General features: G+C 63.9%; 25 protein-coding genes, 1 other RNA gene and 1 pseudogene. 13 read left to right on the top strand and 14 right to left on the bottom strand.

Features of this window, described 5'->3' with window-relative positions:
* Window positions 1-21 precede the first annotated feature (21 nt).
* The 3 genes from recR to dnaX form a co-directional block, all read right to left on the bottom strand.
* Window positions 22-621, bottom strand: coding sequence for a recombination mediator RecR (gene recR / locus BLT86_RS04440; protein ID WP_072424790.1), 600 nt, complete (start codon window positions 619-621; stop codon window positions 22-24).
* A 211-nt stretch (window positions 622-832) separates the two neighbouring features.
* Window positions 833-1159, bottom strand: a complete 327-nt coding sequence (locus BLT86_RS04435; RefSeq protein ID WP_003460931.1) for a YbaB/EbfC family nucleoid-associated protein — start codon at window positions 1157-1159, stop codon at window positions 833-835.
* A 48-nt stretch (window positions 1160-1207) separates the two neighbouring features.
* A complete protein-coding gene (dnaX, locus tag BLT86_RS04430; RefSeq protein ID WP_092374969.1) occupies window positions 1208-3313 on the bottom strand; it encodes a DNA polymerase III subunit gamma/tau in 2106 nt (701 codons plus the stop codon).
* Window positions 3314-3777: 464 nt separating this feature from the next.
* On the opposite strand from dnaX, the gene BLT86_RS04425 reads away from it, so the two are divergent.
* Both BLT86_RS04425 and BLT86_RS04420 read left to right on the top strand, forming a co-directional pair.
* The gene (locus BLT86_RS04425; protein WP_003460929.1) at window positions 3778-3999 is read left to right on the top strand and encodes a hypothetical protein; all 222 of its coding nucleotides are present in this window, start codon (window positions 3778-3780) and stop codon (window positions 3997-3999) included.
* Window positions 4000-4052: 53 nt separating this feature from the next.
* Entirely contained in the window at window positions 4053-4340 is a 288-nt protein-coding gene (locus BLT86_RS04420) for a DUF3509 domain-containing protein (protein WP_021489876.1), read from the top strand.
* A gap of 126 nt (window positions 4341-4466) precedes the next feature.
* Here the strand turns inward: BLT86_RS04420 and ffs are convergent.
* From ffs to BLT86_RS26355, 3 genes and pseudogenes are all read right to left on the bottom strand, one after another.
* Window positions 4467-4563: signal recognition particle sRNA small type (gene ffs, locus BLT86_RS04415), an RNA gene on the bottom strand.
* Window positions 4564-4667: 104 nt separating this feature from the next.
* Window positions 4668-5447 (bottom strand): methyl-accepting chemotaxis protein, encoded by a 780-nt coding sequence (locus tag BLT86_RS26360; protein WP_370604793.1) that lies wholly within the window; start codon window positions 5445-5447, stop codon window positions 4668-4670.
* Window positions 5448-5525: 78 nt separating this feature from the next.
* Window positions 5526-6302 (bottom strand): annotated as a pseudogene (locus tag BLT86_RS26355) (MCP four helix bundle domain-containing protein); the annotation flags it as partial.
* 196 nt (window positions 6303-6498) lie between these two features.
* Here BLT86_RS26355 and BLT86_RS04405 point away from each other — a divergent pair.
* Both BLT86_RS04405 and BLT86_RS04400 read left to right on the top strand, forming a co-directional pair.
* Window positions 6499-8091 (top strand): esterase/lipase family protein, encoded by a 1593-nt coding sequence (locus BLT86_RS04405; RefSeq protein ID WP_055985122.1) that lies wholly within the window; start codon window positions 6499-6501, stop codon window positions 8089-8091.
* 137 nt (window positions 8092-8228) lie between these two features.
* Window positions 8229-8507 (top strand): HU family DNA-binding protein, encoded by a 279-nt coding sequence (locus BLT86_RS04400; protein WP_017677253.1) that lies wholly within the window; start codon window positions 8229-8231, stop codon window positions 8505-8507.
* 43 nt (window positions 8508-8550) lie between these two features.
* On the opposite strand, the gene BLT86_RS04395 is transcribed toward BLT86_RS04400, so the two are convergent.
* The 7 genes from BLT86_RS04395 to arcD form a co-directional block, all read right to left on the bottom strand.
* The gene (locus tag BLT86_RS04395) at window positions 8551-8844 is read right to left on the bottom strand and encodes a copper-binding protein (protein WP_003461061.1); all 294 of its coding nucleotides are present in this window, start codon (window positions 8842-8844) and stop codon (window positions 8551-8553) included.
* 19 nt (window positions 8845-8863) lie between these two features.
* Window positions 8864-9358, bottom strand: coding sequence for a cupredoxin domain-containing protein (locus BLT86_RS04390; protein WP_092374966.1), 495 nt, complete (start codon window positions 9356-9358; stop codon window positions 8864-8866).
* Between the two features lie 51 nt (window positions 9359-9409).
* The gene (locus tag BLT86_RS04385) at window positions 9410-10822 is read right to left on the bottom strand and encodes a multicopper oxidase family protein (RefSeq protein WP_092374963.1); all 1413 of its coding nucleotides are present in this window, start codon (window positions 10820-10822) and stop codon (window positions 9410-9412) included.
* 16 nt (window positions 10823-10838) lie between these two features.
* A complete protein-coding gene (locus BLT86_RS04380) occupies window positions 10839-12239 on the bottom strand; it encodes a TolC family protein (protein WP_055985134.1) in 1401 nt (466 codons plus the stop codon).
* On the bottom strand, window positions 12226-12525 hold the full coding sequence (locus BLT86_RS04375) for a hypothetical protein (protein ID WP_017677258.1): 300 nt from the start codon (window positions 12523-12525) through the stop codon (window positions 12226-12228). Before BLT86_RS04375 ends, BLT86_RS04380 begins: the two co-directional genes overlap by 14 nt.
* A gap of 74 nt (window positions 12526-12599) precedes the next feature.
* Complete coding sequence (locus BLT86_RS04370; RefSeq protein ID WP_017677259.1) at window positions 12600-13004, bottom strand: hypothetical protein; 405 nt, start codon at window positions 13002-13004, stop codon at window positions 12600-12602.
* Window positions 13005-13073: 69 nt separating this feature from the next.
* Complete coding sequence (gene arcD / locus BLT86_RS04365; protein ID WP_092374961.1) at window positions 13074-14501, bottom strand: arginine-ornithine antiporter; 1428 nt, start codon at window positions 14499-14501, stop codon at window positions 13074-13076.
* Between the two features lie 163 nt (window positions 14502-14664).
* On the opposite strand from arcD, the gene BLT86_RS04360 reads away from it, so the two are divergent.
* The 9 genes from BLT86_RS04360 to BLT86_RS04320 all read left to right on the top strand — a co-directional run bounded on the left by BLT86_RS04360 (window position 14665) and on the right by BLT86_RS04320 (window position 25847).
* The gene (locus BLT86_RS04360; RefSeq protein ID WP_055985137.1) at window positions 14665-15642 is read left to right on the top strand and encodes an alpha/beta hydrolase; all 978 of its coding nucleotides are present in this window, start codon (window positions 14665-14667) and stop codon (window positions 15640-15642) included.
* A gap of 138 nt (window positions 15643-15780) precedes the next feature.
* A complete protein-coding gene (locus tag BLT86_RS04355; protein ID WP_021489897.1) occupies window positions 15781-16467 on the top strand; it encodes a hydrolase in 687 nt (228 codons plus the stop codon).
* A 97-nt stretch (window positions 16468-16564) separates the two neighbouring features.
* Window positions 16565-17143, top strand: a complete 579-nt coding sequence (locus tag BLT86_RS04350; RefSeq protein WP_021489898.1) for an antibiotic biosynthesis monooxygenase — start codon at window positions 16565-16567, stop codon at window positions 17141-17143.
* Between the two features lie 137 nt (window positions 17144-17280).
* Complete coding sequence (locus BLT86_RS04345; protein ID WP_162237614.1) at window positions 17281-19122, top strand: amidohydrolase; 1842 nt, start codon at window positions 17281-17283, stop codon at window positions 19120-19122.
* 1 nt (window position 19123) lies between these two features.
* Window positions 19124-20728, top strand: a complete 1605-nt coding sequence (locus BLT86_RS04340; protein ID WP_055985143.1) for an MFS transporter — start codon at window positions 19124-19126, stop codon at window positions 20726-20728.
* A gap of 44 nt (window positions 20729-20772) precedes the next feature.
* Window positions 20773-21510 (top strand): alpha/beta fold hydrolase, encoded by a 738-nt coding sequence (locus BLT86_RS04335; RefSeq protein ID WP_055985145.1) that lies wholly within the window; start codon window positions 20773-20775, stop codon window positions 21508-21510.
* Window positions 21511-21541: 31 nt separating this feature from the next.
* Entirely contained in the window at window positions 21542-24553 is a 3012-nt protein-coding gene (locus tag BLT86_RS04330) for a sensor histidine kinase (protein ID WP_055985147.1), read from the top strand.
* Window positions 24550-25191 (top strand): response regulator, encoded by a 642-nt coding sequence (locus BLT86_RS04325; RefSeq protein ID WP_017677268.1) that lies wholly within the window; start codon window positions 24550-24552, stop codon window positions 25189-25191. Before BLT86_RS04330 ends, BLT86_RS04325 begins: the two co-directional genes overlap by 4 nt.
* An 86-nt stretch (window positions 25192-25277) precedes the next feature.
* The gene (locus BLT86_RS04320; protein WP_017677269.1) at window positions 25278-25847 is read left to right on the top strand and encodes an AraC family transcriptional regulator; all 570 of its coding nucleotides are present in this window, start codon (window positions 25278-25280) and stop codon (window positions 25845-25847) included.
* On the opposite strand, the gene BLT86_RS04315 is transcribed toward BLT86_RS04320, so the two are convergent.
* Complete coding sequence (locus tag BLT86_RS04315; RefSeq protein ID WP_017677270.1) at window positions 25848-26450, bottom strand: glutathione S-transferase family protein; 603 nt, start codon at window positions 26448-26450, stop codon at window positions 25848-25850.
* Between the last annotated feature and the right edge of the window lie 99 nt (window positions 26451-26549).

Raw genomic sequence — 26549 nt, 5'->3', positions numbered from 1 at the left:
GAATCGAGAGGGTTTGACTGCTTACAGGCTGATCGGGCGCCGACCTGCCAAGGCATGGGCCAGGGTGCCGCCGTCGACCAGTTCCAGTTCGCCACCGAGCGGCATGCCATGGGCGATGCGCGAGGCGACCAGACCTTTACCGGCGAGGATCTGAGCGATGTAGTGCGCCGTGGCCTCGCCTTCCACCGTCGGGTTGGTGGCCAGGATCACTTCGCTGAAAGCACCGGCATCGATACGCTCCAGCAGCGCCGGAATACCGATGGCCTCTGGCCCCAGACCATCGAGCGGTGAGAGATGCCCCTTGAGCACGAAATAACGGCCGCGAAAGCCGGTCTGCTCCACGGCATGCACGTCCATCGGACCTTCGACCACACACAGCAGGCTGTCGTCGCGGCGCTCGTCCAGACACAGCTGGCAGATTTCGTCCTCGCTCAGGCTGCGGCAGCGCTTGCAGTGCCCCACGCCTTCCATCGCCGCATTCAGTGCCTGCGCCAGACGCAGACCACCACTGCGATCGCGCTCGAGCAGCTGCAGCGCCATGCGCTGCGCGGTCTTCTGGCCGACGCCGGGCAGGATGCGCAGAGAATCGATCAACTGGCGAATCAGAGGGCTGAAGCTCATGGAAGTCCTGCAAAAGTTGGCGGGCAATGATCTGGTGGGCTAAAGCCCACCCTACGAACGGGTGCGTTTTTGCACAGCATTATCACGGGGCGACCGGACGGTATGCAGTACAAGGCGCGAAAGGCCCCGAGCACCGGAGTTTAAGTCTGTAAATGAGGATGCTCGGGGCCTTTCGCAACGCAGTAATGCGTGCCGGCTGGGCGTCACATGCTCAGAAGGGCATTTTGAAGCCGGGGGGTAGCTGCATCCCTGCGGTCATGCCGGACATCTTCTCCTGGCTGTTCTGCTCGACCTTACGCACCGCGTCGTTGACGGCAGCGGCGATCAGGTCTTCCAGCACTTCCTTGTCTTCCTGCATCAGGCTGTCATCCAGGGTGATGCGCTTGACGTCGTGACGACCGGTCATCACCACGCTGACCAGGCCGGCGCCGGACTGGCCGGTGACTTCAGCGTTGGCCAGTTCTTCCTGCATCTTCTGCATTTTTTCCTGCATTTGCTGAGCCTGCTTCATCAGGCCTGCCATGCCACCTTTCATCATGTCGGTATCCTCGGTGTTCGGGGTTAAACAAGTCGTTGAAACGACCGGTTAGCTGGGAATATCGATAGGTTCGATGCTGTCGTCGCGAACCTTGGCCGCGAACTGCTGAATCATCTGCTGCACCAGCGGGTCGCCGTGGATCGACGCCTCGGCGCTGCGCTGGCGGTCGGCACGGCGCCGTGCTGCGGCCTGCGCCGGGGTTTCCTGCTCAGGCTTGCACAGCTCGATACGCAGTTTGATGCTGCGCCCCTGTTGCTGGTTCAGCGCGTCATTGAGACGACGCTGCTGAGTCGGATTGAACAGTGCACTGTGCGCCGGATCCAGGTGCAGCAGCCAGTCATCGCCATTGGCTTCGATCAGGGTGCAGTTGGCGGCGATGCTGCCAGTCATGCCACCCAGGCCAAGCTGCGGGAACAGTGACAGCCACTCTGCCGCCAGACCGGTTGCGGGTTTAGCCGCAGGCAACGGCTCTTCAACCACGGGCGCCGCGGTTTCGGCTTGGCCGAAATCGTAGTCCAGGGTTTCGGCGTCCATTTCCACATAGTCGTAGTCGCCGAGCGGTGGCTCATCTTCGCCACCATCTGCATCGGCTACCGGTGGCGCGACCTCACTCGGTGCGGGCACTTCGACCGATGCAACTTGCGAAACTACTGGCTCTGCGGTTTTCACCTCTGGCTCTGCTGGCGCAACAGGCTGAACGGGCTCAGCCACAGGCTCGGCAGCCTTGGCAGTTGCCCAAGGCACATCAACCACAGGAGCAGCGGGCTCGGGCTCGGGCTCGGGCTCGGGCTCGGGCTCGGGCTCGGCGGGCAGATTAACGGCCGGCGCTACAGGCACCTCAACAGGCTGAACCGGCTCAGTCACGTCTGGCATGACGCTCGCTGCCGGCACAACAGGGTCAGGCTCGACCGCCGCCGCAACAACGGGAGCCTGTGCGACGGGAGCGATAACAGGAGCAGAAACCACGGGAGCCGGCATAGCGGTGCCGGCCACTGGGCTTTGTTGGGAATCAGCAGTGGCCTGGCTGATCCCCAAGGGCTTTAGCGTGACCTTGGGCGCATCGTCGCCTCCCGCTGGGCGGAAAGCCAGCATGCGCAGCAGCACCATCTCGAAGCCACCGCGCGGCTCAGGCGCCAGCGGTAAATCACGACGGCCAATCAAGCCCATCTGATAGTAGAACTGCACGTCTTCGGCCGGCAGCGCCTGGGCCAGTTGCAGCACGCGTTCGCGGTCGCCCTGGCCATTGTCCACGGCCTCCGGCAGCGCCTGGGCTATCGCCACACGATGCAGGACGTTGAGCATTTCCGACAGCACGCCATTCCAGTCCGGCCCCTGCTCGGCAAGATGACGCACCGCTTCGATCAGTGCCCGCGCATCACCTTCGATCAGCGCATGCAGCACGCCATAGACCTGACCGTGATCGAGCGTGCCGAGCATGGCACGCACGTCAGCCGCCAGTACCTTGCCTTCGCCGAAAGCGATGGCCTGGTCGGTCAAGCTCATGGCGTCGCGCATCGAGCCATCGGCAGCGCGGCCAAGCAGCCACAGGGCATCGTCCTCGAACGGCACGTTCTCGGCGGTCAATACGTGGGTCAGGTGCTCGACCACTCGCTCCGGCGGCATGTTCTTCAGCGAGAACTGCAGGCAGCGCGACAGCACGGTAACCGGCAGCTTCTGTGGGTCGGTGGTGGCGAGGAGGAATTTGACGTGGGGCGGCGGCTCCTCCAGGGTCTTCAACAGGGCGTTGAAGGAGCTGGTGGAAAGCATGTGCACTTCGTCGATCAGGTAGACCTTGAAGCGACCCCGACTTGGCGAGTACTGCACGTTGTCGAGCAGCTCACGGGTGTCTTCGACCTTGGTGCGGCTGGCGGCGTCCACTTCGATCAGGTCGACGAAACGCCCCTCATCGATTTCCCGACAGACCGAACAGGTGCCGCAAGGGGTGGAACTGATGCCGGTTTCGCAGTTCAGGCACTTGGCGATGATCCGCGCAATAGTGGTCTTGCCCACACCACGGGTGCCGGTGAACAGGTAGGCATGGTGCAGGCGCTGACTGTCCAGGGCGTTGATCAGAGCCTTGAGCACATGCGTCTGGCCGACCATTTCGCGGAACGAGCGCGGACGCCATTTACGTGCAAGAACCTGATAACTCATGGAAAACCGTCATATGAGGAAAGCAAAAGTGGGCTAATCCTAGCGGAGCAACCGGCAAATTGCATCCGCCACCCGCTTGTGTGGAGCAGCATCGCCCTGACTTGAGAAATAACACTGGTCATTTCTTGCACAAAGCATTAGTATTCGCGCCGTTCGTACCACGCTGCAAGTCATTAAGGCCTTTGCGCCCCCTCGCTGGTTTCCCGGTTCAACGTCTAGCGCATCTCTGCGCTGCCGCCCTCCAAGATCCCATCTGCTGACTGATCAGGCCGACTCGCCGTTTATCGGCGCAGTTCCTCTGCCTGCCTCCGACGTACCGACCACGCCGAAGAACCGTAACAATGGAACTTTATCGTGCTAATCAAGCTCCGATCGGTTGACATGCTATGGCCGTTTTTCGGCCAACCACATGGAGCTACACCACGCGCAACGAAGCGCACATGCTTTAAGGAATACTTAGAAAAATGAATGCTCAACATCAAATTCAGAAAGCCATCAGCACCCTGACTCACGCCTTTGCACCGTTCGATTGCCGCATTCAGGCAACGCGCAAGGGCAGCTTCAGTTTTACCCTGGTCGACAAGACCGGTATCGCCCAGTACAGCCAGCGTCTCTACCCAGGCCAGTACAGCGACGAATCGCTGCAACAGGTGATCGAGCGTACCCGCCAGTCGCTCACTGCCTGAACTAAGTCGTCATCCTGAGGTCGAAGGTGACCAACCTCAGGATGGAGTAGGACATGGAACTCACCAACCAACAGCTCGTCGATCACCTGTTCAATCCGTTGCGTGCCAGCTTCAGCTCACCGCGCCCGGACGGCAGCATCATCCTCGCCCTGCTCGACGAGAGCGACATCACTGTCTACAGCCGCGTCCTGGCCAAGCCACAGATCAACGACCAGAATGCCTTCGCCCAAAGCCTGGAAGAAATCCGCCTGGAACTGGCCGTACGCGCCGGCAATATCCCAGCCGATCTGCGCAAGACGCTCAAGGAACAGGACAGCGTGTTGAATTACCGCATCGCCTGAGCCTGCAAACAGCCGAAAGCCCGCGCCCAAAGCGCGGGCTTTTTATTGCGCACAGCAAAAAACCGCCAGATAGACGCTGAAGATATTGAGATAGAAGGATGCAAGGGCTTGGAAACTGGAGGTGGACCCTACCAGCCACACCCCGGCACACAATGTTCCCGCTGTGGCTGCTCCCTTCCGGGCCTGACCAGGTTGACGGGTAATCGTTGCGAGGGGACCGGCAGGGCCACCATAACGCTGCTCGCCATTGCGGCGAGCCGCGCCATTGTAACGGCTAAACGTAAACTTACAACTGCTTCAAACACTTAGATACGCGAGACACTGACGTCACACCCGGAAACGTCCCACCAACTGGGCCAGCCCGTGGGACAGCTCGGACAGGTGTTGGCTGGCCCGCGTGCTCTGTTCGGACGTCTGCGCCGCTTCGTTGGAGAGGTCGCGAATGTCACTGATATTGCGCGCGATTTCCTCGGTAACGCTGCTCTGTTCCTCGCAGGCGGTGGCGATCTGCGCAGCCATGTCGTTGATGCGCTGCACCGAATCACCGGTCACGCTCAAAGCCTGGTCCACACCGGCAGCCTGCTCCACGCTCTGCCGCGCCCGTGCGCTGCCTGAGTGCGTGGCCTTGACCGCATTCTGCACACCAGCCTGTAGACGCTCGATCATCTGCTGGATGTCCTTGGTCGACTCCTGGGTACGTGCTGCCAGCGCTCGCACCTCATCGGCGACCACGGCAAAACCGCGGCCCTGCTCCCCTGCCCGCGCTGCCTCGATGGCCGCGTTGAGCGCCAGCAGGTTGGTCTGTTCAGCGATGCCCTTGATCACCGCCAGTACCGCACCGATGTTGGCGGTTTCCTGCTCCAGGGTCTGGATGGTGTCGGATGCGCTCTCCACTTCCTGGGCCAGTTGGCGAATCGAATGAATGGTCGCACCGACCACCTGGGCGCCTTCTCGCGACTGGACCTCGGCATGGCGCGCAGCATCGGCAGCATTCTGCGCATTGCGCGCCACCTCATGCACGGCCACGCTCATTTCGGTGGCCGCAGTGCTGACCTGATCGACCGCCGCGTGCTCGCTGCTGATCAATCGATCATTGGCGGCCGCCATGCCTGCGAGACTCTGTGCCGAGTCGGCCACCTCACCAGTGACCCTGCCGACTTCCTTGATCAACGGCTGCAGTTTGTCGAGAAAGCGGTTGAAGGCGTGGCTGAGCTTGCCCAGTTCGTCCCTGGAGAGCACGTCCAGGCGCACCCGCAGGTCGCCGTCACCGTCAGCGATCTGTTCGATGCGATAAAGCAGGTTATGCAGCGGACGGGTCACCAACAGCGGGAAGCCCACCACCAGGACCAGGCACACCAGCAGGCCGATGGCGATGATCAGTCCCTGCTGCCAGACCAGCGCTTCGCCGCGGGCAATGGCATCGGTGCCAACGGCATTGGCGGCGTTGTCTTCCAATTCACCGAGCTTGTCGATGGCAGTGCGCGCCTCTTCGAACTGCGCCTCGCTGTCGCCAAAGCTAAGCCGACTGGCGCCTTCCGGATCACTGGAGGCCAGCTCCAGCACTCGCTGCGAGGTGGCCTTCCAGCGCTCGAAGCCACGATCGAACTCGGCCACCAGCGCCAGCGCCTCGCTGCCGGGCTGCATGTCGGCGAACTTGTGCACACGGTCGTAGGCCTGCTGCAGGTTCTCGGCGTGAGTTTTCTTGAGCGCGGCGACGTGATCCTCGGCACCCTCATCAAGCAGGCTACGCTCAGCGACGAAGGCCTGATAAAGATCGCGGTCGGCGTTGAGCAGCAGGCTGATGGCCGGCAGATGGCGATTGGTCAGCGTGGTACTGGATTCGGCGACCTGAGTGATACCGCGCACACCCAAGGTTCCCATCGCTACCAGCAAGGCGGCCAGCAACAGAATGGGCAGGGCAATCTTCCAGCGGAACCCCAGATCGGCAAATGCGCGCAACATGATGGCACTCCAGCATTAGGCAAGTATCAGTAGCTTAGTCGAGCCTTGCCAAGTCGCCGTCTGGCGGTGCAAAAATCCGGAAAACCTCTGGCGCTGAACTAACCTTCTCCACTATTACCCGCGCCACTCGTCGCATCCCGCAGTTCGGCCATGATGAGCATTCCCGAGGCACGCGCACGCCACCTCAGGAGCAACCATGGCCAATTCGCATAGCCCCTTCCATCCGATCATCTACGTGCGTGGCTACGCCATGACCCCGGGGGAGATCGACCAGACCAGCGCCGACCCGTTCTGCGGTTTCAACCTCGGTTCTACCGTCTACCGCGCGGTAGCGGAAAAGACCCGCCAGCCACGCAAATTCGTCTTCGAGTCGCCAGTGATCCGCCTGGCCACGGAATTCGACTATCAGGACGTATACGAAGACGGCTACGACATTCTCGACCCGGAATGGGCCGCCAATACCGACAATCGCCTGGGCAGCCGTTCGATCATCATCTATCGCTACTACGACGAGGCCTCACGGCTGCTGGGCATCGGCAGCACACCGAGCCTGGAGGTATTCGCCAGCAAGCTTGGCGAGCTGATACTCAAGGTGCGCGAGCTGATCTGCGCCAACCCCAAGAACGGCATTAGCAAGACCGACTTTCGCTGCTATCTGGTGGCCCATTCGATGGGTGGCCTGGTCTGCCGTGGCCTGCTGCAAAATCCCAAGCTGGATCCGGACGGCGCGGCTCAGCTGGTGGACAAGGTGTTCACCTACGCTACCCCGCACAACGGCATCGACCTGCTCGGCATCAACCCGCCGAGCTGGCTGAACCTGAGCGATATCAGCAATTTCAACCGCCAGCGCCTGGCGACCTTTCTGGATCTGGAAGCTGCCTACAAGCTCACCGAGCGCGTCGACTGGCTACCCGAGGCACGCTTTGCATCCAAACGATTCTTCTGCATGGTTGGCACCAACCGCATGGACTACGAAGCTGGCCTGGGCCTGTCGCGTACCTTCGCCGGCCATGGCAGCGACGGCCTGGTGCGCATCGACAACGCGACCCTCTGCGGCCTGGACGCTAGCGGCAAACCGACAGCGCCCTGCGCCAAGGCCTTTACCTATCGAGCGCATTCCGGCTACTTCGGCATCGTCAACAGCGAGGAGGCTTACCAGAATCTCACGCGCTTTCTGTTCGGCGATGTACGTGTGGACATCTGGGCTGAAGTCGACGCCATCACCCTGCCCAAGGAGCTGCGCAAGTCTGAGAGCCAGGGGCAAACGGTCAATGCCCTGTACCAGTTCGAAGTGCTCGCCGCCCCCCGTGGCAAGCTCTGGTACCTGAGCCGGCGTACTGCCGAAGAGGATTCGGTGGCCTGTCTCGCCCACCAGCACTGGCTCAAGGCACCGCAGGAGAACGGCAAGCTATTCCTTGGCAGCCTGTTTCTGGCTGATCGGGCGCGCGTGAACAGTAGGCGCAAGGGGCTGGCCTATACCTTGACCTTTAACGTGCGAGTGCCGGACTACGAGGTGGAGCGCAAGCTATGGGTCAACCAGCATTTCGAGGGCAGCTACCTGTTCCGCAACAGCCTGGTGCTGGAAATAACCCCGCCTGGCGCCGACAGCGGCTGGCAGGTGAGCCACGCCTGGCAGAACCAGGGGGTGCACAGCGCCGACCATAAACTCGATGGCAACCTCCAGAACGATGGAAGCCTGGAGATCGAGGTGCCGTTCGACAGCGCCAGCGAACCCGGCATCAGCGGCAGGCTGCGTTTTTTGCTAGCACGCTGGAACCACCAGGACTGATGCGACACTAAGCCCTATCGGCAGTGCCCGTTGCGGCACTGCCGAATCATGTCTTTTATGTTAGCGTTCCCACGTTTTCGACTGCGCAGATCCATATCGGCAGCATCGAACCTCTCACCTGCAAACGGAGTTACATCATGGCAATCACCAAAGACCAACTGATCAGCGACCTGGCCGAGGCCGTATCCCTGCCCAAAGCCACTGTCCGTACCCTGATCGATCAGCTGGGCGAAATTGTCGGCGACGCACTGGAAAACGACGGTGAGATCACCCTGCCAGGCATCGGCAAGCTGAAAGTGAGCGAGCGCCCGGCACGCACCGGCCGTAACCCGCAGACCGGCAAAGCCATCGAAATCGCTGCCAAGAAAGTGGTCAAGCTGGTACCTGCCAAGGCCCTGACCGACGGCCTGAACTGAGTGTTCGCCAGCCCAGGCGCAATGCCTGGGCCGGCTCTCCTGGCTACTCCACTACCTGCAGTTCGGTAACGATGTAACGGTTACCCTGCTGCTGCACTTGAAACTTCACCTTCTCTCCAGCTGAAACCCCTTCCAGTAGTTCAGGCTTCTCGACTTCGAAGACCATGGTCATCGGCGGCATGCCGATACTGGCGATGGGGCCGTGACGCAGGGTGATCTTCTGCGCGGCGGCGTCCACCTTGCGCACCTCGCCCTGGCTCAGCGGCGCGGGGGCGGCGGCCTGCAACGGCAGGCTGAACAGGGCGGTCAGTGCCGCGATTAACAATGGTTTCTTCATGCGTGTTTCCTCTCGTAGGTCAGTCGGCCTGCACCTGGATGGTGCCGACCATGCCGGCCTGGTAGTGGCCGGCGATCAGGCAGGCGAAATCGAATTCGCCGGCGCGGTTGAAGGTCCAGATCATCTCGCCGCTCTGCCCCGGCGCCACGTGGGCCATATAGGGCTCGTCGTGCTCCATACCGGGAAAACGCAGCATTGCCTCGGCATGTTCATCCAGGGTTTCGCGGGTACCGATGACGAACTCGTGGAGGATCTTGCCGTCGTTGTGGTGGACAAAACGGATGGTTTCGCCCTGCCTGACCTGTAGCCGATCCGGAGTGAAGCGCATCTGATCGGTCATGCGGATCTCGATGGTGCGGTCGACTTCGCTGGCATGGCCGGCGATGCCCCAGGGCTTCTGCTCCCTGATCGTTGCGGCGGCCTGATGGCCCTCGTGCACCTCGCTGTGGGCCAGCGCTGCCGGGCTGCCGAGCAGCCCGATCAGGGTCAGAACCAGTAACTGTGCTGTTTTCATCTGTGAATCCTCGCTTGCTATGGGGACCGGGCCGCGTGGCGGCCCGCCCCGTCAATGCCCGGCATGACCGCCCGGCTTGCGTACCTGCACTTCCACCGGCGTCTCGAGCGGCTGCTTGAGCGGCATCGACTGGCCGCCGCCGTCGTGCGAGCGGCTCGGGTTGGCCAGTGCGCCCTTCCACTCATGGGCCACCGTGCCGGCTGGGTGCTCGAACCAGCCCGGGTCGCGGTAGTCGCCAGCGGCCAGCTCCTTGCGCACCTTGAGCATGGTGAACATGCCGCCCATCTCCACCGAGCCGAACGGGCCGTCGCCGGTCATCATCGGCACGGTGTTGTCGGGTAGCGGCATCTGCATCTCCGCCATGTCGGCCATGCCGCGCTCGCCCATCACCATGTAGTCGGGCACCAGTTTGGCGATCTTGCGCGTCATGTCGCGATGATCGACGCCGACCAGGGTCGGCACGTCGTGGCCCATGGCGTTCATGCTGTGGTGGCTCTTGTGGCAGTGCAGCGCCCAATCGCCCTCCTCGTCGGCGATGAACTCGAGCTGGCGCATCTGCCCCACCGCCACATCGGCGGTCACCTCCGGCCAGCGCGAGCCGACCGGGGTCGGCCCGCCGTCGGTGCCGGTGACCTCGAACTCGTGACCGTGCAGGTGGATCGGGTGGTTGGTCATGGTCAGGTTGCCGACACGCAGGCGCACGCGCTCGCCCTGGCGCGCCACCAGCGGGTCGATGCCGGGGAACACGCGGCTGTTGAAGGTCCACAGGTTGAAATCGAGCATCTGCATGATCTTCGGCGTGTAGGCGCCCGGCTCGATGTCGTAGGCGCTGAGCAGGAAGCAGTAGTCGCGATCCACCTCGCTGATCAGCGGATGATGCTCCTTGGGGTGAGTGACCCAGAACCCCATCATGCCCATGGCCATCTGCACCATCTCGTCGGCGTGCGGGTGGTACATGAAGGTGCCGGGGCGGCGGGCGACGAACTCGTAGACGAAGGTCTTGCCCACCGGAATCGCCGGCTGGGTCAGGCCCGCGACGCCGTCCATGCCGTTGGGCAGACGCTGGCCGTGCCAGTGGATGCTGGTGTGCTCGGGCAGCTTGTTGGTGACGAAGATGCGCACCCGGTCGCCCTCCACCACCTCGATGGTCGGTCCCGGCGACTGGCCGTTGTAGCCCCACAGGTGGGCCTTATAGCCGGGCGCCAGCTCGCGTACCACCGGCTCGGCGACCAGGTGGAACTCCTTGACGCCGTTGTTCATGCGCCACGGCAGGGTCCAGCCGTTGAGGGTGACCACCGGGTTGTAGGGCCGCCCGCTGTTCGGCTGCAGCGGCGGTTGGGTGTCGGCGCTGGCCTGCAGCACCGGTTCGGGCAGGGCCGCCATGGCCACCCGGCTGACCGCCGAAGTGGCCACCGCAGCGCCGATGGCGCCGGCCCCGAGAAAGAAATCGCGTCGTGAAACCATCTGGGAAATTCCTTGTTCAGTGGCCGGCGGCGGCCGGCTCGGCAGCAGCGGCAGGCGCCACGCCGAGCGAGGGATTGGGGGCGCCCAACAGGGCCATGTCGAGGTCGGCGCGCGCCAGCCAGAAGGCGCGCTGCGCCTGCAGGTAGCCATCCACCGCCTGCACCTGGCGGCGCGCATCGGCGAGCAGGTCGAAGGTGCTGATGAACATGCCGTTGTAGCGCAGCAGGTTTTCCTCGGCGATGCGCTGACGTAGCGGCAGCACCTCGGTACGGTAGTGCTGCGCCAGCTCGAAGGCGTTGCGGTAGGCGTGATAGGCCTCGCGTACCTGCGAGCGTGCGTTGATCGCCGTCTCGGCGGCACGGTTGAGCGCCTGGCGATACTGTGCCTCGGCCCGCGCCACCTTGGCACCGCTCCAGTCGAACAGCGGCAGCTCGACGCTGATCTCGTAGCCGCGCTGGGTCGGTTCCTCGTTTGAGCGGTTGTTGACCACGCCCAGCTCCAGCACGTTGATGAAACGCGTGGTGCGGGTCAGGCCGAGGTTCTGCGCCAGGCGCTCGGCATCCAGGCGCACGGCCTGGATGTCCTGGCGCTGGTTCATGGCCAGGCGCTCCACGTCCGGCAACTCGTCCGCGGTTTTCGGCAACGCCGGCAGGCGTTCGGGCAGGCGGTAGTCGAGCTGCTCGCCCCACAGGCCGAGCAGACGGGTCAGCTGCTCGCGGCTACGTACTCGCGCCTGTTCGGCCTGCAACAGGCCGATGCCGGCTTCGGCGTAGAAGTTCTGCTGCTCGGCCTGCTGCAGCTTGCTGAAGTTGCCCACTGCGGCCATGCGCCGGGCCAGATCGGCGCCGGCTTCGGCGGCGTCCAGCACCTGCCGTGCGTAGACCAGGCTCTCCTCGGCGGCGACCGCCTGGTACCAGGCCTTGCGCGTCTCGCTGGCCAGGTCGAACACCGCCAGGCTGGTCTGCCGCTGCAGCTGCTCGAAGCGCCGACCTTCCAGGCGCGAGGTCAGCGGCAGGGCGATCAGCCGCGCCAGATTCAGGTGCAGGCCGCGCTCGTATTCGACCTCGCTGCCCTTTTCCAGACGACCGTAGGAGAAGCCGGGGTTGGGCAGGCGCCCGGCCTGCACGCGCTCGGCCTCGCCGATGCCCAGCTCGTCGAAGGACGCCTGCAGGCCGCGGTTGTTGAGCAGCGCCAGCTGCACCGCGGCATCCAGGCTCAGGGGTTCGGCCAGCAACTCGGCGACGCGTGCCTCGATCTGCCCGCGCCCGGCCTCGTCGCGCGCCCACAGCAGTTGCTTGTCCAGCTGGCGCTCGGCGCTTTGCTGCACCGGGTCGAAGCCACCGTCCTGGCTGAAGCCGGCGCAGCCGGTCAGCAGCAGCGCGGCGCAGAGCAGTACGGCGGGTTTAATGGTGGTCATGGCCACCTCCCTCGACGGGCTCGGCGCCCTGCTCGGCCGGCTGCTCCCAGCCTTCCATGCTGTAGGTGCGCCAGCCGCCGATACGGCCGACCAGGTCATTGGCCGCGCGCCAGTCCTGCAACGGCTCGTCGGCCTGGGCACGGTAGTCTTGCAGAGGGGAACGGTAATCCTGCGCCGGCACGGCGGCGTTGGCGTCCAGCGGGTCGGGCTGGGCCGCCATCAAGATGCCGGGCAGCGTCAGGGCAGCGATGCCCAGCAGCCTTCCGGCAAGGGAATGCAAAGTCATGATGTGTTCTCGCGTACGGCGGCCAGGCGGCCGCGTGAGCTACAGGCGCCGCAGGACGGCGCTACCTAAGGGGCTCAGGCGAGAGAAAGACGCGGGGGGCGTTCGGGCGTGTCGGCCACGCCGACGATAAGGCGGTCGGGCCAGGCTGTAGCCGGCTCGACGGTTTGCAGGGCAGAGTCGTTCAGAAACGGCTGGCTGGGCGCGGCGACACCGACGCAGAAGGCGCACAGGGTGCAGAGGCTGCCATCGCTGGGAGCATTGCTGCTGGCCACCGGGGCGGCGTCCTGATGCGCGCCATGTGCGCTGTCGGCCGCCATGTCGTGGTGCATGCCGTGCTCGACCTGCTGAGTCGAGCTCATCTGCAGAGCGCCGCTGCGATGCACCTGCTCGCACAACTGCATGCCGAGCGCCGCCATGGCCTGTGCCGGCAGGGCCAGCATCAGTATCCAGATCAGGGCGGTACGCAGGGATTTGCGCATAGGGGTCGCGAGGCCAGAGTCAGAGGGCGATGAGGCGGATTATCCGCGCGCTGACCGCTTTGTCCAGCGCTACAAGCTCAGATGCCCGGCATACAGGCCATAGCCGGCCAGCACGGCGGCCAGCAATACGGCGGCGAAGATCGGCCATTCGTAGCGGGTGAACAGCACCTGCCCCTGCTCGCGCTTGGCCTGGCGAAACAGCAGCGCCCCCGGCGCGTAGAGCAGCGCCGACAGCAGCAGGTACTTGACCCCGCCGGCATACAGCAGCCAGATCGCGTAGCCCACCGCCAGCAGGCCGATGGCCAGATCCTTGCGGCGCAGCCCGGCCTGGTCTTCATAGGTTTCGCCGCGCAGCGCCAGCAGCAGCGCATAGACCGCCGACCACAGGTAGGGCACCAGAATCATCGACGACGCGAGGTAGATGAGCGACAGGTAGGTGCCTTGGGAAAACAGGGTGATCAGCAGGAACAGCTGGATCATGCCGTTGGTCAGCCACAGCGCGTTGACCGGCACCTGATTGGCGTTCTCCCGGCGCAGGAAGGCCGGCATGGTGCCGTCCTTGGCGGAGACGAAGAGGATTTCGGCGCACAGCAGCGCCCACGACAGCAGCGCACCAAGCAGCGACACCGCCAGGCCGATGCTGATCAGCACCGCCCCCCAACGCCCCACCACATGCTCCAGCACTCCGGCCATGGACGGGTTCTGCAGCGCCGCCAGCTCGGGCTGGCTCATCACCCCCAGCGACAGCAGGTTGACCAGCATCAGCAGCACCAGCACGCCGAGAAAGCCGATCACCGTGGCCTTGCCCACATCGCGGCGGCGCTCGGCACGCGACGAGTACACGCTCGCCCCTTCGATACCGATGAACACGAACACGGTGACCAGCATCATGTTGCGCACCTGCTCCAGCACACCGCCGAACTGCGGGTTGCTGCGGCCCCAGATGTCACGGGTGAAGATGTCGCGGTCGAAGGCCAGGCCGACGATGGCGATGAACAGCAGGATCGGCACCAGCTTGGCCACGGTGGTGATCAGGTTGATCAGCGCCGCCTCCTTGATGCCGCGCAGCACCAGGGCGTGCACGCACCAGAGCAACCCCGAGGCGCAGGCGATGGCCAGCGGCGTATTGCCCTGGCCGAAGACCGGGAAGAAATAACCCAGGGTCGAGAACAGCAGGACGAAGTAGCCGACATTGCCCAGCCAGGCGCTGATCCAGTAACCCCAGGCCGAGGAAAAACCCATGTAGTCGCCGAGGCCCGCCTTGGCGTAGACGTACACCCCGCCATCGAGCTGCGGCTTGCGGTTGGCCAGGCCCTGGAACACGAAGGCCAGCGCCAGCATGCCCACCGCGGTAATGCCCCAGCCGATCAGTACCGCGCCGACATCGGCCCGCGCGGCGATGTTCTGCGGTAGCGAGAAGATCCCGCCACCGACCATCGAGCCCACCACCAGCGCGGTCAGCGACCCCAGGCCCAGCTTGCGACTTTCCCCTGTCATGCCCACCTCGTGCGGACGCCAGCGACTCCGCTCTCACTCTAGCAGCCCGGCAGCAGCCTGATGCCAAAACGGCAGGCCGGTACAAGCCGGATCGACCGCAAGGGCAGAAGATGCCCGACGCAGTAGCGCTACAGTTCCTTCAGCCATCATGAGGTGAATCGCCATGCAGCCTTCCCCCAACCTGGACGCCGGCAGTCCCGGCGTCGAACGCAACACGCAATCCTTTCTCGAAGCCTTGGCCGCCGGTGGCGGCACGCCCCTGGAACGGCTATCGCCTGCGGAAGCCCGCGCTGTGCTGGTGGGCGCGCAAGCCTCGGTCGAGGTCGATCTATCGGCCGTGGAAACCCGCGAACACAGCATCGAGGCCGCCGGCCAGATGCTGAAGCTGGTGGTGGTGCGTCCGGCAGGCAGCCAGGGCAACCTGCCGGGCTTCATGTTCTTCCACGGTGGCGGCTGGGTGCTGGGCGACTATCCGACCCACGCACGGCTGATCCGCGACCTGGTGGTGCATTCCGGCGCCGCGGCGGTCTACGTCGACTACACCCCCTCGCCCGAAGCGAAATACCCGACTGCGATTAACCAGGCCTATGCCGCCACGAAGTGGGTGGCTGACAACGGTAGCCAGATCGGTGTCGACGGCTCGCGCCTAGCCGTGGCCGGCAACAGTGTCGGCGGCAATATGGCCGCCGTGGTCGCCATCAAGGCGAAAGAGGCTGGTACGCCGAAGCTGCGTTTTCAGTTGCTGCTGTGGCCGGTGACCGACGCCAGCTTCAACAACGCCTCCTACAACCAGTTCGCCGAGGGACATTTTCTCACCCGCGGCATGATGGAGTGGTTCTGGGACAACTACACCACCGACCCCAAGCAGCGTAACGAGATCCACGCCTCGCCGCTGCGCGCCAGCCTGGAACAGCTGCAAGGCCTGCCACCGGCCATGGTGCAGAGCGCCGAGATGGACGTGCTGCGCGACGAAGGCGAAGCCTACGCCCGCCGCCTGGGCGCCGCCGGCGTCGTGGTCAGCGCGGTGCGCTACAACGGCATGATCCACGACTACGGCCTGCTCAACGTGATCGCCGAGGTGCCTGCGGTACGCACTGCCATGCAGCAGGCTGGCGCGGCGTTGCGCGAACACCTGGCCTGAGCGCCACAGCCCGATACCAGAATCGCAGTTACATCCAATCCAGGTGGCGGCCGCTCTGCAATAGTCCTTTCGCCTACCCGACGGCAACGACCGACGGGATGCGTGCATCGTCCACCGCCCCACCAACAGGTAACCGCTATGAGCAATCCAAAAACCGAAGTCCTGACCCCGCACAACAGCCAGTTGATCTTCATCGACCAACAGCCGCAAATGGCCTTCGGCGTGCAGAGCATCGATCGGCAAACCCTGAAGAACAACACCGTGGGCCTGGCCAAGGCGGCCAAGATCTTCAACGTGCCGACCATCATCACCACGGTCGAGACCGAGAGCTTCTCCGGCCACACCTACCCCGAACTGCTCGCCGTATTCCCCGACGCGCCGCTGCTCGAGCGCACCTCGATGAACTCCTGGGACGACCAGAAAGTCCGTGACGCGCTGAAGAAGAACGGCCGCAACAAGGTCATCGTTTCCGGCCTGTGGACCGAGGTGTGCAATACCACCTTCGCCCTTTCCGCCATGCACGACGCCGGCTACGAGATCTACATGGTCGCCGACGCCTCCGGCGGCACCTCGCAGGCCGCCCACGACTACTCCATGCAGCGCATGATCCAGGCCGGTGTGGTGCCGGTGACCTGGCAACAGGTGCTGCTGGAGTGGCAACGCGACTGGAAGAATCGCGACACCTACGACGCCGTCATGGCCTTGGTCAAGGAGCACTCCGGCGCCTACGGCATGGGCGTGGACTACGCCTACACCATGGTCCACAAGGCGCCTGAGCGTGTCGAGCACGGCCCGACCCTGGCCCCTGTAGCGGCGCCCATCTGATCTCATGACGGCGGAAACGCCCTCGACTCGACCAGCAGCGCGCATCGGTGCGCGCCGCTGGATCGACAAGACCAAGGCCTCGAGCAGAGTCTCCAGCATGAGCGAGACGCAAGCGGAAACCGTCACCCTGGTGGTGCGCCATCAGGTTCGCCCCAGCCACGTGCCACATTACGAGGCCTGGTTACGGCGCATCATCGCCACCGCCAGCCAATGCCCCGGCCACCTCGGCGTGGACGTGGTACGCAGCCGCCAGCCCTGCGTGGCGCAATTCACCTGCGTGCTGCGTTTCGCCAGCCTGCAGCAGCTGCAGGGCTGGATCGAGTCGGAGCAAAGGCGCCAGCTGATCGCTGAGGTCGAACCGCTGCTGCGCGCAGGTGACCAGTTGGAGATCGCCCAGGGCAAGGAATTCTGGTTCATGCCGGAAAGCGCGCAGGCGCCGCCGCCCCGCTGGAAACAGGCCTGCGTCACCTTTCTGGTGATCCTGCCGCTGAGCCTGCTGGTGCCGCTGCTCTGGCAACCGCTGTTCCACCATATTCCCTGGCTCGGCGCTTACCTGCCGAGCAACGTCGTGATCACCCTGAGCATCGTCCTGCTCGTGGTGTACCTGTTCATGCCCATGGCCACGCGGCTGTTCGACGCCTGGCTGAACCCAACCGTAGATGAGGATCGATCATGAGCCAGGACCCCTCCGACCCGAAACGCCGCCACTTTCTCGCCACCAGCAGCGTCCTTGGCGCGGCCGGGGCATTGTGGTCAGCCCTGCCCTTTGCGGCCATGGCCAGCGACTCATCCACCAGTTCATCGGGAGGCAACATGAGTGCCGATCTCATTCTCTACAACGGCCGCCTGCACACGGTCGACCGCGAAAAACCCCAGGCCAGCGCCGTGGCCATCAAGGACGGGCGCTTCGTCGCCGTCGGCAGTGACGCTGAGGCCATGGCCCTGCGCGGCGATGCCACGCGCGTGATCGACCTGCAAAAGCGCACGGTGATTCCCGGCCTCAACGACTCGCACCTGCACCTGATTCGTGGCGGCCTCAACTACAACCTGGAGCTGCGCTGGGAAGGCGTGCCGTCGCTGGCCGATGCCCTGCGCATGCTCAAGGACCAGGCTGACCGCACGCCGACGCCGCAATGGGTGCGCGTGGTCGGCGGCTGGACCGAATTCCAGTTCGCCGAGAAACGCCTGCCGACCCTGGATGAACTGAACAAGGCGGCGCCGGACACCCCGGTGTTCGTCCTGCACCTCTATGACCGCGCCCTGCTCAACCGCGCGGCATTGCGCGCCGTGGGCTACGACAAGAACACACCGAACCCGCCCGGCGGCGAGATCCAGCGCGATGCCAGCGGCGAGCCCACCGGCATGCTGATCGCACGGCCCAATGCGCTGATTCTCTACGCCACCCTGGCCAAGGGTCCGAAGCTGCCGCTGGAGTATCAGGTCAACTCCACCCGCCAGTTCATGCGTGAGCTCAATCGCCTAGGCGTGACCAGCGCCATCGACGCCGGCGGCGGTTACCAGAACTACCCCGACGACTACCAGGTGATCCAGGAGCTGGCCGACAAGGATCAGCTCACCGTGCGCATCGCCTACAACCTGTTCACCCAGAAGCCCAAGGAAGAGCTGACCGATTTCAAGAACTGGACCAGCAGCGTGAAGCTGCACCAGGGCGATGATTTCCTCCGCCACAACGGCGCCGGTGAAATGCTGGTGTTCTCCGCTGCCGACTTCGAGGATTTTGTCGAGCCGCGCCCGGATCTGGCGCCGAGCATGGAAGCCGATCTGGAGCCGGTGGTGCGTCATCTGGTCGAGCAACGCTGGCCGTTCCGCCTGCACGCCACCTACGACGAATCCATCTCGCGCATGCTCGACGTGTTCGAGAAGGTCGACCGCGACATGCCGTTCAACGGCCTGCCCTGGCTGTTCGACCATGCCGAGACCATCAGCCCGCGCAATATCGAGCGGGTACGCGCACTCGGTGGCGGCATCGCCATCCAGCACCGCATGGCCTTCCAGGGCGAATACTTCATCGACCGCTACGGCGCCAAAGCCGCAGAAGCTACTCCACCGATTCAGCGCATGCTGGCCGAAGGCGTGCCAGTCGGCGGCGGCACCGACGCCACTCGCGTGGCCAGCTACAACCCCTGGACCGCGCTGTACTGGCTGGTCAGCGGCAAGACGGTCGGTGGCACCACACTCAACCCACAGGGCTTGTCACGCGCCACCGCGCTGCAACTGTTCACCCACGGCAGCGCCTGGTTCTCCAGCGAACAGGGCAAGAAGGGCCAGATCAAGGTGGGGCAGCTGGCCGATCTGGTGGCCTTGAGCGCGGACTTCTTCAGCATCGAGGAAGAGCAGATCAAGTGGCTGGAGTCGGTGCTGACCATCGTCGGCGGCAAGGTGGTGCATGGCACCGGCGAGTTCGACAAGCTCGCCCCGCCGACGCTGCCGGTACTGCCGGACTGGTCGCCGGTGGCCATGGTACCCGGGCACTGGAAGCCGACAGCCGTCCCCATGGCAGCCAGCATCCACCAGTGTATCGGCGCCTGCGCAGTGCATGCCCACCAGCATGACCGTGCACGCCGCAGCAGCATACCGGTGAGCGACCACCAGGGCTTCTGGGGCGCCTTCGGCTGCTCGTGCTTTGCCTTCTGACATGGCCAGCGATAAACCTTCGCCCTGGGGCGCACTCAAGCACAGCACCTTCCGCTGGCTGTGGCTGGCCAGCATCGCCTCGAACATCGGCACCTGGATGCACGAGGTGGGTGCCGGCTGGCTGATGACCAGCCTGTCGACCAATCCCATGCACGTGGCGCTGGTACAGGTCGCCGGCTCCGCGCCGATGTTCCTTTTGGCGCTGCCGGCCGGGGCCATGGCCGACATCATCGACAAGCGTCGCTACCTGCTTGGCGTGCAGTTGTGGATGGCGGCAGTGGCGACGCTGCTGGCCACCCTGACACTGCTCGGGCTGACCACGGTCTGGCTGCTGCTGGGCATGACCCTGGCCATGGGCGTCGGTACCGCCTTGATGATGCCGGCCTGGTCGGCGCTGACGCCAGAGCTGGTAAGCAAGCGCGACCTGCCCTCGGCCATAGCCCTGTCCAGCCTCGGCATCAATGTCGCCCGCGCACTCGGCCCGGCAATCGCCGGGGTACTGGTCAGCTTGAGCGGTCCCTGGGCGACCTTCGCCCTCAATGCCCTGTCGTTCTTCGCGGTGATGGCGGTGCTGCTGACCTGGAAGCGCGAGCGCCAGGTCGCCAGCTTCCCGGCCGAGCGCCTGCTGGGCGCCATGCGCGCCGGCTGGCGCTATAGCCGCGCATCGAAACCACTGCAGGCGGTACTGGTACGCGCCGCGGCGTTCTTCGTCGGCGCCAGCGCCGGCATGTCGCTGCTGCCGTTGATCGTGCGCGGCGAGCTACAGGGCAGCGCTAGCGACTTTGGCCTGCTGCTGGGTAGCGTTGGTATCGGCGCAGTACTTGGCGCCATGCTGCTGCCCAAACTGCGTGAGCGCACAAGCGCCAACAAACTGGTGGCCATTGCCAGCGTGCTCTACGCACTGGTGCTGCTGGCCCTGGCCTGGGTGCGTGACTTCGCCGTGCTGCTACCGGTGATGCTGCTCAGCGGCGCGGCTTGGATCGCCGTACTGTCGAGCCTGCAGGTCAGCGCGCAGACCTCGGTGCCGGATTGGGTGAGAGCCCGCGCGCTGTCGGTGTATATCCTGGTGTTCTTCGGCAGCATGGCCGCTGGCGGTGCGCTCTGGGGTTATGTCGCCAGCCAGGCATCGATTTCGGTCGCACTGTTGGCCGCGGCTGGTTGCCTGGCGCTGGGCTTGCTGCTGACGCTGCATTTCCCACTGCCGGTAACCGAAAGCGAAGATCTCGCCCCGTCGCTGCACTGGCCTGCGCCGATCCTGGCTGACGAAGCCGATCTGGAACGCGGCCCGGTGATGGTCACGCTGCAGTACGACATCGCGCCGGAGCATGCACCTGACTTCCGCCAGGCGATGGCCGAGGTCGCCCGCATGCGCAGACGCAACGGCGCGTTCTCCTGGGGGCTGGTACAGAACAGCGAGAATCCACGGCACTGGCAGGAGTTCTTCTTTGATGAGTCCTGGCTCGAACACCTGCGTCACCACGGTCGGGTAACGCGCGCCGAGCAACGCATCGAGGCTGCTGCCAGGCATTTCCAGAACCCGGACGTGCCCGTGCATATCGAACATTTTCTAATGCCAGCCAAGGATGTGCTCCATGCCACCCCCTGAGGACGGCAACTGCCCGAACCAGGGCGTGACAGGTTGAGTGCAACATGCCTCGTCACGCCCTGTTCATTCACGGCACCTGGCTCACACCAGCGATCTGGGAGCCATTTCAGAGACGCTTCAGCGCCTGCGGTTATCGCTGCACGGCGCCACCTTGGCCGGTTGCCAAAGGTGGTCGACAACCCGGCATCAGCGCCCTCCTCACCCACTACGAAACACTGGTACGCAACCTGGAGCAGCCGCCGTTACTGATTGGCCATGACCTCGGTGGTCTGCTGGTGCAATTGCTGCTCGACCGCGGCCTGGGCCAGGCCGGCATCGCCATCGACCCACTGCCACCGCGCGCCGGTTTGCTGGGCTTGTATAGCACCTGGCCATGGCTGTTGCCCTGGGTGGGTTGGCGTAACCTTCTTTACATGACACCGCAGTATTTCGCGCGCAATATGGCGCAAACGCTGACACCTGCAGAGCAAAGCGCCGCCTATGCGCGCCACATCGTTCCGGCGCCTGGCCGGGTGTTCGTCGAGGCTGCGCTGGGCATCGGTAGCACCGTCGATTTCACCAACGGCGAACGTGCACCTCTGCTGCTGCTGGCTGCAGGCAATTCCCACACCGTTCGCGCCAACGTAGTGACCGCCCTCTATCGTCGCCACCGAGGCTCTTCAGCCATCACCAGCTTCAAGCAGTTCCCCGGCTACAGCCACTGGCTGATCGCCGAACCCGGTTGGGAAAGAATTGCCGACTACAGCATCGAATGGGTTCAGAACCAAGTTGGACGTTTTTAAATCACACACCCCACAAGCTCGCCTCGGCGTCATGGCAAGCCTGTTTTGCCTGGTGCTTTTCAGCGCTGCCGCGCTGGCCGACAGAAGCGCCCTGGAGCAGCAACTGGAACATCGGCGCTGGACGCTCAACGACGACAGCCCTAGCCAGATCGGCGCTTTGGCCGAAACCCGGGACGGCTACCTGTGGCTGGGCACTCACGACTCTCTGTATCGCTTCGATGGTTTCGACTTCACCCGATATCGCACACCCGCTGGTCATGAACTTGGCATCGTCTCCAGCCTGCTGGCCAGCGACGCCGGGCTTTGGGTCGGCCTGCGCAACGGCGGTGTTCACCTGATCGCATCGGTGGAAGAACAACCCAGCAGCTTCGATCTGGCCCGCGGCGTAATCTACGCCCTGGCACAGACAGCAGACGGCAGCGTCTGGGCTGCAGCCAACGACGGCCTGATGCGTTTCGACGGCAAGCGCTGGCAGCAACTGGGCATCGCGGACGGTTTTGTCGGCGAGAATGCCTACAGTGTCTTCGTCGACAGCAGTGACCGTCTCTGGGTGGCCGATGAACAACGCCTTTATGTGCTGCCGCCTGGCGCCCAGACGCTGCACGACACCGGCATTCGCAGCCAACGTACTCGCCAGATCGCGCAAGCCGCTGACGGTGCACTGTGGTTGATCGAGCGCGACCGCGAGAGCCTGCTGCGGGTAAAGATCGATCAGCCGCAACTGCAGGCGACCCACATAGCCCTTGGCGAAAGAGCCAACGCCATGCTGTTCGACCAACATGGCTGCCTCTGGCTGAGCACCGCTGGCGGCGGTTTGCTGCATGTGGCCAATCCCAACGAGCATGGCAGCGGCAGCTTCGATGATATCGAGCGACTTTCTTCACGTGATGGTCTGAGCTCCAACTTCGCCTGGCCGCTGCTGGAAGACAGCGAGGACAGCCTGTGGATCGGCACGCAGAACGGGCTTGATCGGCTGCGCGAACGCCCTCTACGTCCTTCAGGCCTTCCGCCCGAGGCGCACAACCTGGCGATTGCAGCCGATGACACCGGCAATCTCTGGGCCGCCAGCAGCAACCTGCCGCTCATGCGCCTGGATGCACAGGGTTTGCACGAGCTGCCGTTGCGTACACCGATCAGCGCGATCAGCAAAGATCCTGGAGGCTCTGTCTGGCTGGCCGGCTCCGAGGGTATCTGGCGCATCACTGGCGAGCAGTTGGAAAAAGTCTCCGCCCTGCCGGTCGAGCGTGATCTGGATTCCTCGGTGCGCACCCTGCTGATCGATGATCAGGGCGCGCTCTGGCTCTCGCTCAACCGTCAGGGCCTCTACGTGCTGCGCGATGGCAACTGGCAACTGCTTCCTGCCCCCAGCGCGGACCCGGCACAACTGATGCCGGTGAGCTCTGCCCTCACCCCTGATGGCAGACGCTGGTTCGGCTATCGCAACAACCTGATCGTCAGCCATGACGATCAGGGTGAGCGCCACTGGGGCAGCGCCGATGGGCTGGATATTGGCCATGTTACGGCGATGGCCCATTCGCAGGACCACAGCTGGTTCGGTGGCCAACGCGGCCTGGCGCGCTTCGATGGCAAGCGTTTCCAGCATCTGCCGCTGAGCGAGAGTGGGCTGTTCGACAATCTCTACGCGATCATCCCGGTTACCGGCCCTCGGGGCGAAGATCTCTGGCTGCAAGGCAAAGGTGGCGTCTTTCAGTTACCGGCCGAAGAGATCGCAAAGGCGCTGAACAATCCCAAGCACCATATCCATTACCGTACCTACGACCTGCAAGGCGGGCTCGCCAACGACCCGCACCAGGTGCTCGCTCTGCCAACAGCCGTGCGCAGCAGCGATGGTCGCCTGTGGTTCGTCACCCGCAACGGCGTGGCCGGCTTGAGTCCGGATCGGGAGATTCATAGCTACAAGCCGCCCAAGGTGCGTATCGACTCGTTACTGGCTGACGGTGCGACCATCTCCTTGCGAACGCCACCAACCCTGCCCGCAGACAGCAAACGCCTGGTCATCCAATACGGTGCCCTGAGCCTGTCCGCACCAGAGGGCCTGCATTTTCTCTACCGTCTCGATGGATTCGACAGCGAATGGCATTCCGCCGGACGTCAGCGCGAGGCGACCTATACCGGCCTGCACGCCGGCGACTATCGCTTTCGCGTACGCGCACTCAATCAGAATGGCGTGGCCAGCGAGGAGGATGCCGAACTCAGCTTCAGCATCGACCAGGTGTTCTACCGCCATCCGCTGTTCATCCTGAGCATGGCACTGGTCGTGCTGCTGACCCTGCACCTGCTCTATCGCAATAACATGCAGCGCGCAGCCGAACGCCTGCGCACACGTCTGGAAGAACGCCACAACGAGCGTGAGCGCATCGCCCGCGAGTTACACGACACCTTGCTGCAGGGCGTGCAGGGGCTGATGCTCCACGTGCAGGCCGCGGCAGACAGTCTGCCAGCCGACCAGCCGGCGCGAGGCAAGCTGGAGAATGCCCTGGATCGTGCCGATCAGGTGATCGCCGAAGGTCGTGAGCGGGTACGCAACCTGCGCCACGCACAGGAGGCGTTGAACGACTTGCCAAAGACGCTGCACGAACTCGATCAATTGCACGAACATACCGATACCGAGTATCGGGTCGAGATTGCAGGCACACCCTGCGCCCTCCATCCGGTGGTACATGACGAGATCAGCCAACTCGCCCGCGAGGCGGTCAGCAATGCCTTCCGTCATGCCAGGGCTCGTCATGTTCGCGTGCAGCTGGATTACCATCCCCGGCAGTTTTCACTGCACGTTAGCGACGATGGCCGCGGCCTGCTGGCCGAATACCTGCTGGGCGCAGAGCCGGTCGATCACTGGGGCCTGAAAGGCATGTACGAACGCGCCGCCAAGATTGGCGGCACGCTTAATATCGACAGCGCCCCCGGCCACGGCTGCCATGTCAGGCTGACCCTGGCCGGACCATTGGCCTATCGCCAGTCGCCCCCTCGTGCGCGGCGCTGGCTAAACTGGAAACGATTGATCAGGAGCTCGCAGTCATGACCGCTGCCAACCCCATCCGTGTGCTGGTCGCCGACGACCACCCTCTGCTGCGCGAGGGCATCGCTGCAGTGCTCGCCGGGCAGGCGGATATCGATCTGGTCGGCGAAGCCAGCGATGGTCGTGAAGCACTGGAATGTTTTCGTCAGCTACGCCCCGACGTCACCCTGATGGACCTGCAGATGCCCCATATGAACGGCATCGACAGCATCCTGGCGATTCGCGGCGAATGCCCGGATGCACGCATCGCCATCCTTACTACCTATCGCGGTGACGTGCGTGCGCTGCATGCGATCCAGGCTGGCGCGCAGGCCTATCTGCTGAAAAGCACGCTGCGCAAGGAGCTGGTGGAGACCATTCGCAGTCTGGCCGCCGGCAAACGCCATATTCCGCCCGAGATCGCCGCCGACCTGGCCCAGCACATCGGCCAGCAGTGCCTCAGTCCACGCGAAGTGGAGGTTCTGCAGGCAGCAGCTCTGGGTTATTCAAATCGCGATATTGCGCTGCAACTGCGTATCACCGAAGACACGGTCAAAGGCCATATGCGCCTGATCATGGACAAGCTCGGCGCCAACAATCGCACCCACGCCGTGGCCATCGCCGTGCAACGCGGCGTGCTGGAGATCGGCACCCCACTTTAGTGTTGTCACCCTTCCCCTCCTTGTGAGCTGTGCGCCGCCGACTGCGCCGCGCATGCTTTACAACCAATAAGACAAGGAGGCTGGCAATGGGCTCGTTCGGCGAACTTCAGGCAATTACGCCCTGCTTGCACCAGGCCAGGCCAGACCCGCAGCTACTGGACCGTATCGCTGCCTTGCTCGCGGAGGCGGAAACGCAGTTGCTGGTGGACACGCAAAACGCCTACCTGCAGGTCGAGCAGGCCATGACGCTGCTACGCCAGGTCAACGCCAACAAGCAGTGCGGCATTGGTCATTGCGCGAACGGTCTGACACGCTGGCAGACGCGACGCCTGGATCAGTACATCAGCGACAACCTGGCCGCTGCCATTCGTACCTGCGATCTGGCCGCCCAACTCAAACTGAGCAGCAGCCATTTTTCCCATGTGTTCAAACAGACCTTCGGCATCACACCACTGGCCTACGTGGCACGCAAACGCATCGAAGCAGCCAGGGAGATGATGCTGGCCACCGACCAGCCATTGACGCAGATCGCCCACGCCCACGGCTTCTGCGATCAGTCGCATTTCACCCGCACCTTTCGCCGCGAGACCGGATTGAGCCCCTTGGTATGGCGGCAGCGCTGCGCCTCACGGACGCAGGCCATCTCCGAACCGTGATCAGCCGAGCATAGTCACGTGGCGTGGGTGACTGGCGACGCGATCGAGCCAGGCGCGAACCGCCGGGAAGGCTTCGAGGCTGAAGCCGCCCTCGTGAGCCACGTGCGTGTAGGCATACAGGGCAATATCGGCGATGGAGTAATGCTCGCCGACCAGATAGGGCGTACGTTCGAGCTGCTTCTCCATGACCTTCAGGGCCTTGTAGCCGAGCTTCAGGCAGCGCGCGTGCTCCTCGCGGCGTTCCTCGGGCATGCCCTGATAGAGCTGGATGAAACGCGCCACCGCAACGTAGGGCTCGTGGCTGTACTGCTCGAAGAACTGCCACTGCAGCACCTGGGTACGCAAGCGCGGCTCGGTCGGCAGGAACTCGCTGCCATCGGCGAGGAAATTGAGGATGGCGTTGGACTCCCACAGACAGGTGCCGTCTTCCAGCTCCAGCACCGGGATCTTGCCGTTGGGGTTCTTGGCCAGGAAGGCTTCGCTCTGTGTCTCGCCCTTGAGGATATCGATGGGAATCCACTGGTACTCCTTGCCCAGCAGATGCAGCATCAGCTTGACCTTGTAGCAGTTGCCCGAGCGGTAGTCGCCGTAGACCTTAAACATCGCGTTGCCCTCCCCGTGTTTCCTTCTTTTACCTGTAGGAGCCGGCTTGCCGGCGATCCGTCTTAGCAAGTGCATCGCCAGCAAGCTGGCTCCTACACT

Source organism: Pseudomonas sihuiensis, assembly GCF_900106015.1.
GTDB classification, from domain to species: Bacteria; Pseudomonadota; Gammaproteobacteria; order Pseudomonadales; family Pseudomonadaceae; genus Aquipseudomonas; species Aquipseudomonas sihuiensis.
Note: the sequence above shows the minus strand (reverse complement) of the source record. Positions and strands in the feature narration are given on the sequence as shown.

Coding starts and splice junctions, on each gene's coding strand:
- BLT86_RS04330 (WP_055985147.1), top strand. CDS start 21,542: ATGGCAAGCCTGTTTTGCCTGGTGCTTTTCAGCGCTGCCGCGCTGGCC.
- BLT86_RS04360 (WP_055985137.1), top strand. CDS start 14,665: ATGCAGCCTTCCCCCAACCTGGACGCCGGCAGTCCCGGCGTCGAACGC.
- BLT86_RS04340 (WP_055985143.1), top strand. CDS start 19,124: ATGGCCAGCGATAAACCTTCGCCCTGGGGCGCACTCAAGCACAGCACC.
- BLT86_RS04325 (WP_017677268.1), top strand. CDS start 24,550: ATGACCGCTGCCAACCCCATCCGTGTGCTGGTCGCCGACGACCACCCT.
- BLT86_RS04385 (WP_092374963.1), bottom strand. CDS start 10,822: ATGGTTTCACGACGCGATTTCTTTCTCGGGGCCGGCGCCATCGGCGCT.
- BLT86_RS04390 (WP_092374966.1), bottom strand. CDS start 9,358: ATGAAAACAGCACAGTTACTGGTTCTGACCCTGATCGGGCTGCTCGGC.
- arcD (WP_092374961.1), bottom strand. CDS start 14,501: ATGACAGGGGAAAGTCGCAAGCTGGGCCTGGGGTCGCTGACCGCGCTG.
- dnaX (WP_092374969.1), bottom strand. CDS start 3,313: ATGAGTTATCAGGTTCTTGCACGTAAATGGCGTCCGCGCTCGTTCCGC.
- BLT86_RS26360 (WP_370604793.1), bottom strand. CDS start 5,447: ATGGCGGCCGCCAATGATCGATTGATCAGCAGCGAGCACGCGGCGGTC.
- BLT86_RS04400 (WP_017677253.1), top strand. CDS start 8,229: ATGGCAATCACCAAAGACCAACTGATCAGCGACCTGGCCGAGGCCGTA.
- BLT86_RS04345 (WP_162237614.1), top strand. CDS start 17,281: ATGAGTGCCGATCTCATTCTCTACAACGGCCGCCTGCACACGGTCGAC.
- BLT86_RS04395 (WP_003461061.1), bottom strand. CDS start 8,844: ATGAAGAAACCATTGTTAATCGCGGCACTGACCGCCCTGTTCAGCCTG.
- BLT86_RS04370 (WP_017677259.1), bottom strand. CDS start 13,004: ATGCGCAAATCCCTGCGTACCGCCCTGATCTGGATACTGATGCTGGCC.
- BLT86_RS04355 (WP_021489897.1), top strand. CDS start 15,781: ATGAGCAATCCAAAAACCGAAGTCCTGACCCCGCACAACAGCCAGTTG.
- BLT86_RS04375 (WP_017677258.1), bottom strand. CDS start 12,525: ATGACTTTGCATTCCCTTGCCGGAAGGCTGCTGGGCATCGCTGCCCTG.
- BLT86_RS04405 (WP_055985122.1), top strand. CDS start 6,499: ATGGCCAATTCGCATAGCCCCTTCCATCCGATCATCTACGTGCGTGGC.
- BLT86_RS04350 (WP_021489898.1), top strand. CDS start 16,565: ATGAGCGAGACGCAAGCGGAAACCGTCACCCTGGTGGTGCGCCATCAG.
- BLT86_RS04425 (WP_003460929.1), top strand. CDS start 3,778: ATGAATGCTCAACATCAAATTCAGAAAGCCATCAGCACCCTGACTCAC.
- recR (WP_072424790.1), bottom strand. CDS start 621: ATGAGCTTCAGCCCTCTGATTCGCCAGTTGATCGATTCTCTGCGCATC.
- BLT86_RS04320 (WP_017677269.1), top strand. CDS start 25,278: ATGGGCTCGTTCGGCGAACTTCAGGCAATTACGCCCTGCTTGCACCAG.
- BLT86_RS04315 (WP_017677270.1), bottom strand. CDS start 26,450: ATGTTTAAGGTCTACGGCGACTACCGCTCGGGCAACTGCTACAAGGTC.
- BLT86_RS04435 (WP_003460931.1), bottom strand. CDS start 1,159: ATGATGAAAGGTGGCATGGCAGGCCTGATGAAGCAGGCTCAGCAAATG.
- BLT86_RS04420 (WP_021489876.1), top strand. CDS start 4,053: ATGGAACTCACCAACCAACAGCTCGTCGATCACCTGTTCAATCCGTTG.
- BLT86_RS04380 (WP_055985134.1), bottom strand. CDS start 12,239: ATGACCACCATTAAACCCGCCGTACTGCTCTGCGCCGCGCTGCTGCTG.
- BLT86_RS04335 (WP_055985145.1), top strand. CDS start 20,773: ATGCCTCGTCACGCCCTGTTCATTCACGGCACCTGGCTCACACCAGCG.